Origin of the sequence: Corallococcus sp. AS-1-12 (genome assembly GCF_020036995.1) — a bacterium.
GTDB lineage: Bacteria > Myxococcota > Myxococcia > Myxococcales > Myxococcaceae > Corallococcus.
Map to the genome: position 1 here is coordinate 487,790 of NZ_JAIQDD010000006.1, position 12,395 is coordinate 500,184.

Annotated in this window: 12 protein-coding genes; 6 read left to right on the forward strand and 6 right to left on the reverse strand. The window is 70.5% G+C overall.

Annotated elements, in window-relative coordinates; all coding sequences use genetic code 11:
* Positions 1 to 138: 138 nt before the first annotated feature.
* The 5 genes from K8556_RS13645 to K8556_RS13665 are packed head-to-tail and all read left to right on the forward strand — an operon-like array spanning position 139 to position 4,752.
* On the forward strand, positions 139 to 834 hold the full coding sequence (locus K8556_RS13645; RefSeq protein ID WP_223740489.1) for a TetR/AcrR family transcriptional regulator: 696 nt from the start codon (positions 139 to 141) through the stop codon (positions 832 to 834).
* Complete coding sequence (locus K8556_RS13650) at positions 831 to 1,631, forward strand: CoA-transferase (RefSeq protein WP_223740490.1); 801 nt, start codon at positions 831 to 833, stop codon at positions 1,629 to 1,631. The genes K8556_RS13645 and K8556_RS13650 overlap by 4 nt, the downstream gene beginning before the upstream one ends.
* On the forward strand, positions 1,628 to 2,374 hold the full coding sequence (locus tag K8556_RS13655) for a CoA-transferase subunit beta (RefSeq protein ID WP_223740491.1): 747 nt from the start codon (positions 1,628 to 1,630) through the stop codon (positions 2,372 to 2,374). The genes K8556_RS13650 and K8556_RS13655 overlap by 4 nt, the downstream gene beginning before the upstream one ends.
* 48 nt (positions 2,375 to 2,422) lie before the next feature.
* Positions 2,423 to 3,460, forward strand: a complete 1,038-nt coding sequence (locus K8556_RS13660) for a zinc-binding dehydrogenase (RefSeq protein WP_223740492.1) — start codon at positions 2,423 to 2,425, stop codon at positions 3,458 to 3,460.
* Between the two features lie 41 nt (positions 3,461 to 3,501).
* Positions 3,502 to 4,752, forward strand: a complete 1,251-nt coding sequence (locus K8556_RS13665; RefSeq protein WP_223740493.1) for a hydroxymethylglutaryl-CoA synthase family protein — start codon at positions 3,502 to 3,504, stop codon at positions 4,750 to 4,752.
* A gap of 77 nt (positions 4,753 to 4,829) precedes the next feature.
* Here K8556_RS13665 and K8556_RS13670 read toward each other — a convergent pair whose 3' ends face one another.
* On the reverse strand, positions 4,830 to 6,200 hold the full coding sequence (locus K8556_RS13670) for a hypothetical protein (RefSeq protein WP_223740494.1): 1,371 nt from the start codon (positions 6,198 to 6,200) through the stop codon (positions 4,830 to 4,832).
* A 44-nt stretch (positions 6,201 to 6,244) separates the two neighbouring features.
* The gene (locus tag K8556_RS13675; RefSeq protein WP_223740495.1) at positions 6,245 to 6,559 is read right to left on the reverse strand and encodes a hypothetical protein; all 315 of its coding nucleotides are present in this window, start codon (positions 6,557 to 6,559) and stop codon (positions 6,245 to 6,247) included.
* A gap of 140 nt (positions 6,560 to 6,699) precedes the next feature.
* On the opposite strand from K8556_RS13675, the gene K8556_RS13680 reads away from it, so the two are divergent.
* Positions 6,700 to 8,058, forward strand: coding sequence for a ferritin-like domain-containing protein (locus tag K8556_RS13680; RefSeq protein ID WP_223740496.1), 1,359 nt, complete (start codon positions 6,700 to 6,702; stop codon positions 8,056 to 8,058).
* A 1-nt stretch (position 8,059) separates the two neighbouring features.
* Here K8556_RS13680 and K8556_RS13685 read toward each other — a convergent pair whose 3' ends face one another.
* From K8556_RS13685 to K8556_RS13700, 4 genes are all read right to left on the reverse strand, one after another.
* A complete protein-coding gene (locus K8556_RS13685) occupies positions 8,060 to 8,755 on the reverse strand; it encodes a c-type cytochrome (protein ID WP_223740497.1) in 696 nt (231 codons plus the stop codon).
* Positions 8,752 to 10,017, reverse strand: coding sequence for a YncE family protein (locus K8556_RS13690; protein WP_223740498.1), 1,266 nt, complete (start codon positions 10,015 to 10,017; stop codon positions 8,752 to 8,754). Before K8556_RS13690 ends, K8556_RS13685 begins: the two co-directional genes overlap by 4 nt.
* Positions 10,014 to 11,309, reverse strand: a complete 1,296-nt coding sequence (locus K8556_RS13695; RefSeq protein ID WP_223740499.1) for a hypothetical protein — start codon at positions 11,307 to 11,309, stop codon at positions 10,014 to 10,016. The genes K8556_RS13690 and K8556_RS13695 overlap by 4 nt, the downstream gene beginning before the upstream one ends.
* Before the next feature lie 87 nt (positions 11,310 to 11,396).
* Complete coding sequence (locus K8556_RS13700; RefSeq protein WP_223740500.1) at positions 11,397 to 12,299, reverse strand: hypothetical protein; 903 nt, start codon at positions 12,297 to 12,299, stop codon at positions 11,397 to 11,399.
* Positions 12,300 to 12,395: the final 96 nt, after the last annotated feature.

Consider the following 12,395-nt stretch of genomic DNA (forward strand, 5'->3'; position numbering starts at 1 on the left):
CCCACCTGTCCTCCGGTACTTGCCCGTTGACGAACCGCGTCGCCGAGTGCTACCTACCGGTCGGTAGGTGGAGTGACCTACCGGTCGGTAGGTCGTCTTAACCCGGCAACGGCAGGCAGCCGGCAAGGGAAGGCACGCATGACACCCACGGGGCGCAAACCGGACGAGGGCGAGCGGTACCGGGCCATCCTGGAGACGGCGGCGCGGCTCATCTGCGAGCGCGGCTACGAGGGCACGTCGATGCAGGAGATCGCCGCCGCGTGCCGGATGACCAAGGCGGGGCTCTACCACCACATCCAGAACAAGGAGCAGTTGCTCTTCGCCATCATGAACTACGGCATGGACGTGTTCGAGGAGCAGGTCCTCGCGCCCGTCCAGGACGTGGCGGATCCGGTGGAGCGGCTGCGCCAGTGCATGCGGCAGAACATCCACCTGGTGACGAGCGGCCGCAGCAAGGAGGTCATCATCATCCTCCACGAGCACGCCACGCTCACCGGTGAAGCGCGCGAGTACATCGACCGGCGCAAGAAGCGCTACGTGCGCTTCCTGGAGGACGCGTTCGCGGAGGCGAACCGCCTGGGCCGCCTGCGCGGCGTGGTGGACCCCACCGTCGCGGCCTTCTCGTTCCTGGGGATGATCCTCTGGGTCTACAAGTGGTTCAAGCCGGACGGGCGCCTCACCGAGGAGCAGATCGCCGACGGCATGGTGGAGCTGCTCTTTCCCTCCGGAGCGGCGGCCGTGAGCGCCCCGGCCCCTGCGGGTGAAGACGCGCCCGCGCTGCGCATGGTGCCGCGCGCCGCTTCCAGCTCCGGTCCTGGAGGAGAGCCCCAGTGAACCGCGCGCGTTGGAGTTCCCTGTCGGAGGCGGTGGCCTCCATCCCGGACGGCGCGTCGCTCGCGGCGGGCGGGTTCATGCTGGGCCGCGCGCCCATGGCGCTGGTGCTGGAGCTGGTGGCGCAGGAGAAGCGCGGCCTCCAGCTCATCTCCCTGCCCAACCCGCTGCCGGCGGAGTTCCTGGTCGCGGGCGGGTGCTTGAAGCGCGTGGAGCTGCCCTTCGGCGCGCTGGTGCTGGAGAACCGCGTGCGTCCCCTGCCCTGCCTCAAGAGGGCCATCGAGGCGGGCGAGATTGAGTGGCGCGAGCACGACGGCTACCGCGTGGTGCAGCGGCTGCGCGCGGCGTCCATGGGGCTGCCGTTCATCCCCGCGCCGGACGCGGACGTGTCGGAGCTGGCGGAGGTGGACGCGCCGCGCACGGTGGAGGACCCGTTCACGGGCCGCCGCGTGCCGGTGGAGCCCGCGTACTACCCGGACGTGGCGCTCATCCACGCCCGGGCCGCGGACGACAAGGGCAACCTGCTGATTGAAGACCCCACCACGGACCTGCTCGTCGCGGGCGCGGCGAAGCGGATCATCGCCACGGTGGAGGAGCGCGTGCCCAGGCTGTCGCGCGTCACCATTCCCGCCTTCCAGGTGGAGCGCGTGGTGCTCGCCCCCGGCGGCGCGCTGCCCACGGGCTGCCTGGGCCAGTACCCGCATGACGACGCGATGCTCGCGGCCTACCTGGCCGCGGCGGACGCGGGCGAGGCGAAGGGCTTCCTCATGTCGCTGCGCGCGACGCGGAGCGCGGCATGACGACGACGACGGTGGACGCGACGCCCGCGGAGACGGTGGTGTCGCTGCTGGCGCGGGAGATCGAGGACGGCTCGGTGGTGGCCACGGGCGTGGCGTCGCCGCTGGTCATCCTGGCCATCGCGGTGGCCCGGGCCACGCACGCGCCGGGGTTGACGTACCTGGCGTGTGTCGGTTCGTTGGATCCGGCGCTGCCGGAGCTGTACCCGTCGTCCGAGGACCTGCGCTACCTGGACGGGCGCTCCGCGGAGGTGAGCATCGCGGACCTGTTCGACCACGCGCGGCGGGGCCGGGTGGACACGGTCTTCTTCGGCGCGGCGGAGGTGGATCCGGCGGGCCGCACCAACATGACGGCGTCCGGCAGCCTGGACAAGCCGCGCACCAAGTTCCCCGGCGTGGCGGGCGCGGCGACCTTGCGTCAGTGGGTGAAGAACCCGGTGCTGCTGGTGCCCCGGCAGTCGCGCCGCAACCTCGTCCCCCAGGTCCAGGTGGCCACCACGCGCGACCCCAGCCGTCCGGTGCGGCTCATCTCCGACCTGGGCACGTATGAGCTGGGCGGTCCCCGTGGGGCGAGGCTGTTGTCGCGTCACCCCTGGGCCACGGTGGACGGCATCGCCGAGCGGACCGGCTTCGAGTTCGCGGTGCCGGACGCCATGCCCGTCACCCCGCTCCCGGACGCGCGCACGGTGTCGGCCATCCGCGCGCTGGACCCCCGCAACCTGCGCGACGCGCTCGTCGGCGGCTGAAAAGCACTGCTCCCCCACCTTCAAAGCCACACGGAAAAGAGGCACCGCATGGAAGCCGTCGTTCTTCGCCAGTTCGGCAGTGCAGAGAACCTGCGCCTGGAGACCGTGCCGGTCCCCCGGCCGGGCAAGGGCGAGGTGCTGCTGAAGGTCCACGCGTGCGGCGTCTGCTACCACGACGTCATCAACCGCCGCGGCAACCTGCCCCGCACGCACGTGCCCGCCATCCTGGGCCACGAGGCCGCGGGCGAGGTGGTGGAGGTGGGCCCGGACACGGTGGGCTGGAAGGTGGGCGACCGCGCGGCGACGCTGCAGCGCATGTCCTGCGGCGAGTGCGCGCTGTGCCTCTCCGGCCGCAACAGCCTGTGCAAGACGGACAACCGCTTCTTCGGCGAGGAGCTCCAGGGCGGCTACGCGCAGTTCATGGTCGCCCCGGTGCGGGGCCTGGGCCGCGTGCCGTCCGACCTGCCCTGGGCGGTGGCCGCCACGGTGTGCTGCACGCTGGGCACCGCCGTGCACACGCTGCGCACGCGGGCGAAGGTGAAGGCCGGTGAGACGGTCCTCATCACCGGCGCCAGCGGCGGCGTGGGCCTGGCCGCCGTGCAGTTGGCCAAGGTGGACGGGGCGCGCGTCATCGCCATCACCTCCGGCGAGGCGAAGGTCGCGGCCCTCAAGGAGGCCGGCGCGGACGAGGTGATCGTGTCGCGCGGCCTGGACTTCGGTTCGGAGGCGCGCAAGCGCACGCAGGGCCAGGGTGTGGACGTGGCGGTGGAGATCGTCGGCAGCGCCACGTTTGATCAGACGCTCAAGGCCATGGCGCCCGGTGGGCGCGTGGTGGTGGTGGGCAACCTGGAGTCGGGGGTGGTGAACCTCAACCCGGGCCTGGTCATCGTGAAGGAGCTGGAGATCCTGGGCGCGTACGCGACGACGCGCGAGGAGCTGGACGAGTCGCTGCGGCTGACGGCCCGGGGCCTCATCCGCCCCTTCGTGTCGGAGGAGGTGGCGCTGGCGGACGCGGGCCGCGCGCACTTCCGCCTGGAGAACCGGGAAGTGGCGGGCCGGCTGGTGCTGGTGCCGCCCGCGGCGTGAGGCCCACTGGATTCGCGACCTTTTGACTTGAGGAGTTCCCCATGAAGAAGCGGGTTGGAATCGAAGCGCTGGCGGTGGCGGTCCCCCGGCGGTACGTGGACATCGAGGACCTGGCGAGGGCGCGCGGCGTGGACCCGGCGAAGTTCACCGCGGGCCTGGGCGCGAAGGAGATGGCGGTCAACGACCCGGGTGAGGACTCCGTGTCGCTGGCGGCCACGGCGGCCGCGCGCCTCATCCAGCAGCAGGGAGTGGACACCTCCAAGCTGGGCATGCTGGTGGTGGGCACGGAGACGGGCGTGGACCACTCCAAGCCCATCGCGTCGCACGTGCACGGGTTGCTGAAGCTGCCGCGCGGCATGCGCACGTTCGACTCGCAGCACGCGTGCTACGGCGGCACGGCGGGCCTGATGGCGGCGGTGGAGTGGATCGCCTCCGGCGCGGCGGCGGGCCGCTCCGCGCTGGTGGTGTGCACGGACATCGCGCGCTACGGCCTGAAGACGGCGGGCGAGCCCACGCAGGGCGGCGGCGCGGTGGCGCTGCTGGTGTCGGAGACGCCGGACCTCTTGGCGGTGGACGTGGGGCTCAACGGCGTGAGCACCGCGGACGTGTACGACTTCTGGCGGCCAGTGGGCCGGCGCGAGGCGCTGGTGGACGGGCACTACTCCATCACCTGCTACCTGGACGCCATGGCCGGCGCGTACCGGGGCTGGCGCGAGCGCGCCATGGAGCAGGGGCTGGTGCGCTGGGACTCGAAGCTGCCCAGCGAGCAGTTGGCGCGCATCCTCTACCACGTGCCCTTCTGCAAGATGGCGCGCAAGGCGCACGCGCAGGTGCGGCTGTGCGACCTGGAGGACTCGGGCAACGGGCCGGCCACGCCCGAGGCGCGCGACGAGGCGGCGAAGTCGCAGGCCAGCTACGACGCGCAGGTGGCGAAGTCGCTGGGGCTGAACGCGCGGGTGGGCAACGTCTACACGGCGTCGCTGTACCTGGCGCTCGCGGGCCAGTTGCACGCGGAGGGCGCGGCGCTGGCGGGCCAGCGCATCGGCCTCTTGTCCTACGGCAGCGGCTCCTGCGCGGAGTTCTACTCCGGCGTCGTGGGTGAGAAGGCCGCGGAGCGCATGGCCCGCGCGGACCTGGACACGGTGCTGGCCAAGCGCGAGCGCGTGTCGGTGGAGGAGTACGAGCGCCTGATGAACCTGCCCTACGACGCGCCGGAGGCGATTGCCCCGGAGCCGGGCACGTTCCGGCTGGCGGAGATCCACGAGTTCCGCCGCAAGTACGCGGGGGCGTAGGGCTCCACGGCTTCCAGGCAGTCCCTACGGGCGATGCGCGCTTCAAGAGCGTGCATCGCCCGTTCGCGTTCGCAGGGTCAGAGCGAATCGAACTCGTCCGAGAACAGCAAGCGCTGTCCCAGGATCGCCAGCTCCAGGAAGGCCACGAATTCACCATCCTTCCCCTTGAGCGACCGGACCCCGATGGCGGGACTGATCCGGATCAAGCCCTTGTAGTTCTCGGACGAGGCCGTCGCGACCGAGAGGTAGGCATTGATCCTGAACAGCCCAAGGAACCGCTCCTCGCCAGTCCCAATCAGCAGATCCGGTCCGGCGCTCAGTCGCCAGTTTCCGCGGGCTTCATCGACCCCGCCGATAAAGGCCGCGAGCTGGACTCCGTTTGAATGAGCGGGTCCCTTGAAGACCGCTTCATTGCACACCTCGCTCGGCACCGTCGTGGAGGGGTCGTCGTCGTCCAGGGGAACATCGCCCTCGGGCCGGCACCAGCTCACCTTCTCCTTCGATGCCGTCCACTCCGAGCGGTAGTTGGCGAGCCCCTCCAGCGTCAAGGAGACCGGCCCGCGAGCAAGAATGCTCGAGAAGGCGGCGCCAGCCTTCCCGATGACTGGCGTCTTGGACTGCTCGAGCAGGACACCCGCCCCCTGCGAGCGGGCCTCCCGGTATTTGAACGAGGCCCTCCCGACCTTCATGCCCAGCCGGGCGTTCCAGGGCGGAAACCGTCGGACGAAGGGACTCTCGGCCTCCAGGTACATGCGATTGCCGGCCGCACACAGGTTCTCCGTAGGAAAACCCACCGGATCCTCAAGGGGCCAGCCAGGGAGCGTGCACCCCTCACGGCCATAATCGGCGCACCGCGCATCGCATGCCTTCGCGGCCTCCAGCTTCTTCTCGATGCTCACCCCCAGGTCCGGCTCCTGTTCCGCTGCCCGAGCCATCTCCTGCTGCCCCCCACAGAACGCCTCGGGTGGCACGCTGAAGAGCGCCTGGCCTGCCCGGTCCTTGAGGTACGTCATCCTGCTCTCGCAGAACGTCTTCACATCCGGCGTGCTGGACACCCCGCACATCTGCTTGCAGTGGGCATAGGCGCTGTCCTTGGCCCTCGTAATCGGGTGCTCGTCGCCAGGGCCAATGAACTCGTCAGCATCGCTGATGCCACTGGCCGCCGCGGTCACGCCCAGGGTCCACGGCAGGGAATCGCCGGATTCGCCAGAGCCAGCGCCCCAGAAGGTGGCAATCCCATTCGTGGTGCTGACTTCATAGGTCCCCGTCACGGACATATCGACTTGTTCAGTGGCCGCCCAGATTGTGCCCGCCCCCACCTTGAACATGCTGTCGCCGCTGGAAGTCGCCTTGAGTGACACAGGCAACAGATAGGCGGTGCTCCGCTTTGGACTGGCATCCTCGGCTGCCGCCACGACCATCGGCATGAGCCAGACGAGCACCCCCATCCCAGTCGCCACCAGGCTCCGGGGTACGCGGCACACGGAGCGCCTCATCGGGCCACCGCGAAGACGAAGTTGATCCCATGGAATCCTGACTTCGCGGTGTCCGAAGAATACTCTTTGAACGGCTGCTCCTCTCCGTCGCGATAGGCTTTGATCGTGAAGGCCCCATCCCCACCCTGGAGCTGGACCCAGTACACATAGAGCCCCGGGTCAAGAGTGACAGGAGCGCTTCGCAAGGTGGGCCGCATCTTCACGCCTTTGTAGAGTGCAGGTGCATTTCGCTGGACCGGGGCGCGATAGATATTTCCGTAGCCATTCAGGGACGGCTTGTCTGCCTTCATTCCGAACGTAATGACGGGCATCTCTCCTCCTATGTCTGGCGTTCAAGAGAACGCGACACCTCCGATTCCTTGCCCCCGGGAACGGGCCATGTCCCACGCGGCCGGGGTCGCGTGTCCAAGGGGCGCGGGCCCGATGCCCGCGCCTTGCCCTTGAGGGGACCATGAACGTCTATCGGCTGCGGCTTCTCTTCTCCCATGCCCTGCGGGTCTCCCTGGCCACGCCCCTGCTGCTCACGGGGTGCCAGGGTGAACCCGGCGGGGAGCCTCCACCGGAGCCAGGGCCCGTCGACCTGAGCCAGCACTCGGACGTCGCGTGCGAGAACGGCCTCCCCGCCCTCACCGGGCTGGCCATCGACCCGGCGCCAGACGCGATCCAGCTTCGCGTCGTGAACCACCGGACCCTCCCCCATGACGTCCAGCTCGTGACGTCGGAGGGCGAGCCTTGCGCGACGGCGTCGGATCCCCAGGCGTGCCTGGCGCGCATCGAAGCGCTGGAGGTGACTCGCGGCTTCCCACGCATCTGTGGCTACAGCATGGAGTGCACCGAGGGCTTCTTCGTCACGACCCGCGGCGACGAGGTGACGGCGTACACGACCGCGGACGCCGTCAGGGCATTGCTGGGCCGCATCGACACTCCGCAGGAGGCCGCGCTCCTGGCCTACGCCTCGGGCTATGCCCTGTGCGGCCAGCCGGCCTACGAGCGCGGCAAGGTCCGGGCCCTTCCAGACGGGACCTTCAGCGTCGTCAGCATCCAGGACTACGACTGTGAGACGAACGTGTACGAGACCCGGCACGACCTGAAGGTCACGGCGTCCGGCGTCGTGACGGAGGAAGGCACGTTCCCCCTCAAGGAGGGGACGCCCGACTGCGTCGTCGGCCGCAGGCCCGTGGGACTCCAGCGCGGCCGGGCTGGGGACTGCGCGGACGCCAGGGGCGGCTACTTCGCCAACGCCGCCCGGCTGGAGGCCGCCGCCATCCACGCCTTCCTGCGCCTGCGCGAGGAGCTGGCCCTGCACGGCGCGAGCAGCGAGCTGCAGGACGCGGCGCTCGCCAGCGCGGCGGACGAGGTGCGGCACACCGAAGTCACCTTGCGCCTGGCCCAGCGCTTCGGCGCCACGCCGGTACCGCCCGCCGTCACCGACCTGCCGCTGCGGCCCTGGAGCGAGGTGCTGCTCGACAACACCGTGGAGGGCTGCGTGCGGGAGACCTATGGCGCGCTGGTGGCGCACCACCAGGCGCTGCACGCGCGCGACCCGGAGATCCGCGAGGCCATGGCGCGCATCGCCGAAGACGAGACCCGGCACGCGGGCCTGTCCTGGGACATCGACGCGTGGGCCACGCCCGGCCTGTCCCCTGAAGCACGGGCCGCCCTCCACGACGCCCGGCGGCAGGCCATCGCGGTGCTGCGCGCGGAGGTGGCCGCGCCGCTCGACCCCGAGCTCACCGCCGACGCCGGCCTGCCCTCTCCCGAAGTCGCGGCGGCGCTGCTCGACTCGCTGGAGCAGGCGCTCTGGGCCTGAGTCACAACCCCAGGTAGGCGAGCACCGCCGACAGGTCCTCGTCCGACAGGGCCTCCCGGCTGTAGAGCGGCATGGTGCCGCCGACGCCGAAGAAGCTGCCATGACGCAGCTTCTCGATGACCACCAGCCGCCGGGGAACGCCGGGGAAGAGCGTGTCGTAGTCGTCCATCACCTCCGGCAACACCGACGCGAACGACGTCAGGCGCCCCTCCCCGGTGTGCGTGGCCCCATGGCACGTCTGGCAGGCGGCGCGGTACACGGCGCCGCCCCGTCCGGCATCACCGGCCGGCACGTCCTGGATGTCCTTCACCACCGTGAAGGGCAGCGCGGGCGCGTCCGTGTCCGGGCTGATCCGCACCAGGTATTCGTACAGGGCCCGCGCCTTCGGGTCCTCGCGCGTGAGGGGCGACACGCCGCGCATGAAGCTCAGGTAGCAGAAGTTCACCGCGCCCAGCAGGTCCGTCTCGTAGCCGCCCCACCAGGTCTGGCGGAACGCCACGTTCTCCAGCGGGTAGCCCGCGAGCATCCGGTCCGGCTCCGGCCTGGCGCTCGTGGCGTGGCAGGTCGCGCAGGAGAAGCTGTTGTACTGACTGCCGGACAGGCGGGCATCCTGGAAGAGCGCCTCACCGAACTCCGCCGCGGGCGTCGCGCCGCCGCAGCCCGCCACCAGCGCGCCCAGCACCCAGAGCCACCTCATGGCCGGCTCCCCAGCAGCGCCACCGAGTCCGGGAAGAGGCCCACCTGCACCGTCTTCACCACCCGGCGCTCCTCCAGCGACACGACGTGGAGCGTGCCCGGCCCCACGTGATCCCCTTCGCAGACCGCGAGCGCGTAACGCTCGTCCGGCGTCAGCATCACCTGGTGCACGTTGAGGCAGCCGCTGGGCGCCAGCGGAATCTCCCCGGGCACCGCCTCCGGGTGGTCCGGATCGATGATGGCGATGGAGTCCACCGACTGGTACGGCATATAGAGCGTGCGCCCATCCGCCGTGAAGACCCCGAACATCGGCGCGCCCGGCAGCCACACCGTGCGCTGGGGATCCATCGTGAGCGTCACCGGATCCAGGTACTGCACCGCGCGGCTCGCGAGCGAGCTGACCCACACCGCGCCCGTCGTGGGCGACACCGTGAGCGCGTAGGGCTGGTGAAGGGGCCGCACGGCCGTGCCGGCGGTGTCCGCCACCTTCACGCGGCGCACCGGGTGGTCCGCCTGCTCCAGGTCCACGATGGCCACCTCGTCCGACCAGCAGGCGACGTAGGCGCGGCGCCCGTCCAATGACAGCCGGACCGCGTGGGGCGCGGGGCAGACGGGCACCATCGCCGTGCGCGTCATCGTCCGCGCGTCGAGGATGGCCATCCGCGCGTCCATCTCCGACTCCTTGCCTCCCCGCCGGGCCACCTCCGCGATCTTCAGCAGGTCGAAGTGCGTCTGGAAGAGCGTCCGCCCGTCCGCGCTGAGGAAGACGTCGCCCGGGTTGGGATCCACGCGCACCGAACCCACGACGGCGTGCGTGGCCGCGTCCAGCTTGAGGCAGTAGCCATCCGCCTTGCCTGAACCATGCGTCCCGTGCGGTCCGGAGCCGGAGCCGGGCACATAGTTGGAGATGCCCACGTAATAGAAGTCGTTGTCCGGCGAGACGACCGTGTGGTGCGGCCCCTCCAGCTCCACCGGGTTGAGCCCCACCGGGACGCGCGCCAGCTCCCCCCAGGTGGAGGACGCCATCCCGTCCAGGTCCAGCAGGCTGAGGGTGTCCTCCATGTTGTTGGTGATGATCAGCCGCCCCGCGGGCCCCACGGGCGGCAGCGGCGCGGACACCGGCCAGGGGGACTCGACGCCGTAGTCCAGCTCCGGCACCTGGAGCGTCCCCGGGTCCGTCTCCCCACAGGCCCCGAGCACTCCCAGCAGCAGCCAGCAGCACGCCCCGGCGACGCGCCCCGGGCGAAGCCAGGACCCCGTCATGACCGGCGGCTCCGAGCCGGCGCTCCCCTTCGAGACCGGCGCCCCCACCCCGCCAGGAGCACCAGGAGCGCGCCCGGCACCAGCCCCGGCGCCGCGGCGCAGCCATCCGAGGCCGCCGGCGCCAGGGGCTCGGAGGGGCCCGCGTCCTGCGTGGGCCCCACGCCCCCGTCCGGCCCCGCGCCGTAGAGCTGCGCAAGCTGCGGCCAGAGGGCCGGGCACCGCTGCTGCACGGGCGTCGAGGCGGGGCACAGGTGCGCGCCCTGCACGTCGCCCAGCTTGAACATCGGGTCCCAGGTCGTGCCGTCGTCCGCGCTCTTCGCCAGCGCCCAGCCGCCCGTCCAGCCCGGGCCGCAGCCATAGAGCGTCCCGTCGCGCTTCAGCGCGCAGGCGTTCCCGTTCGGCTCCGCCAGCTCCGTGAAGGGCCCGTCATCCTGTCCCCGGAAGAGGTGCGTCGTCGTGGAGACCCAGACCGTGCGCCCGTCGGGGGACGCCTCCACGCTGCCGATTCGCTCGTAGGTGTCCATCACCGCCGTCAGCGTGACGCCGCCGTCCGTGCTCTTGAGCAGCCAGTCGTGCCCCTGGGCGGAGACCTTCGCCCACAGCACGTCCGGGGAGGCGTCGCTCACGCGCAGCAGCACCAGGTCATACGGGAGCTTCAACGCGGCGAGCGGCTGGGGCAGCCGCGTCCACACGCGCCCGCCGTCGTCACTGCGCGCGAGGAACTGCCCCTCCGCGTCCTGGCCCGACGCGTAGAGGCGCAGCGGATCCGACGCGGAGACGCGGATGGCGGAGAACTGCGAGCCCGGCGTCGGCGCCAGCGCCTGGACCCAGGACTCGCCGCCGTCCTCGGAGCGGTACAGCCCGTTGTTCTGGGACGGCCGTCCCGTGCTGACGTACAGGAAGCGCTCGTCCACCGGGTGCACCGCCAGGCTCGTGACCCACGTGTCCTTGAAGGCACCGTGCGCCGTCCAGGTGCAGCCGCTGTCGTCGGAGCGGATCAGCGCGCTCCCCGTGGCGGCCAGGATGGCCCCGCCGGACAGCCAGAAGTAGCGCTCCGGACGCCAGATGGCGATGCCCATGCCCTCCGGGCAGATCCACCGCCAGGTCGCCCCCTCGTCGCGGGAGATGAGCGCGCCGGAGGCGTCCCCCATGATCCAGTCGGACGCGTGCCCCCGGCGCACGGTGATGCTGCTCGCCTCGTCGGGCATGCCCCAGTGCGCCCCGGCGGGAACCGCCCACAGCGACACGAGCAACGGCAGCCTCCAGGACAGGAGGACGGATGTCTTCTTCACGGTGTGGCTCCTGCGCTGGGAGAAACAACGAGCGGCCGCGCACCGGAGCCGCTCCGGTGCGCGGCCGCTCGCCTTGGGGGGCACGGCTTAGTTGGGCGCGCTGCGGTACTCGAAGTCCTCGAGCGTCATCAGGTAGTCCTTCTTGTCCTCGCGGTACCGGATGCAGTAGCGCGTCGGGTAGAGGCCGGAGACCTCCATCGCCGGAGGCGCCTTGATGGGACGGCAGTCCTCGGCGGGCTTGCTCTTGGCGAAGCCGCCCTCGACGACGGTCTCGAAGTACGTGATGTGGCCGTCATAGGCGCCGTAGACGAACGCCTGCGTGAAGGGCTCGCCGTTGAAGGGCGACTCGGCGATGTCCGCCAGGTGGTTGCCCATGCGCGCGGACACGCCCTTCTGGTTCTCGAAGCCCGTCGGGTAGAAGGGCGCCGGCGGATCCTTGATGGCCTTCGCGTAGTCGTTGCAGTCCGTGTAGACGCCGCACGGGCCGGTGCGGATGAAGTTCCGCGTCACGAAGTCCTGCATGAAGAAGTGCAGGTCGAAGTGCCCCTTGTCGAACGCGCCGATGGGGCCGTGGCCCCGGCCCTGCCAGTTGAACATGATCCACTGGAAGGGGACGTCCTTCATCTTGGGGAACCAGAGCACGCGCTCGTGGCCGCCGTTGCACTCCTTCTCCGGGTCCGTCACGCCGTCGTTGTTCATGTCCCAGCACGTCTGCCCGTCGTTCGTCGGCAGGTGGGGCAGCATGGGCAGCGTGTCCATGGCGGCCTGGTCCACGGTGACGCCGATGGCCTTCACGGAGCCGTCCGCGTTCTTGTGGACGATGGACTGCACGTAGCCGTCGCCGAACGACACGCGGTTCTCCATCAGGTCGCACGTGCCGCGGTACGCGCCGTCCTTCAACTTCTTGGACAGCTCCTTCTCGGAGATCTTCTGGACCTTGTTGTCGACACAGGCCTCGACGGTCTCCCCTTCATCGGAACAGCCGGCCATGCCCAGCAGGGCGGCACCCACAATCCACGGACTCAGACGATGAAACACGGTTGCACTCCTTGTGAACGAAACGAGATGAACGAAGCAGCAGCCCCG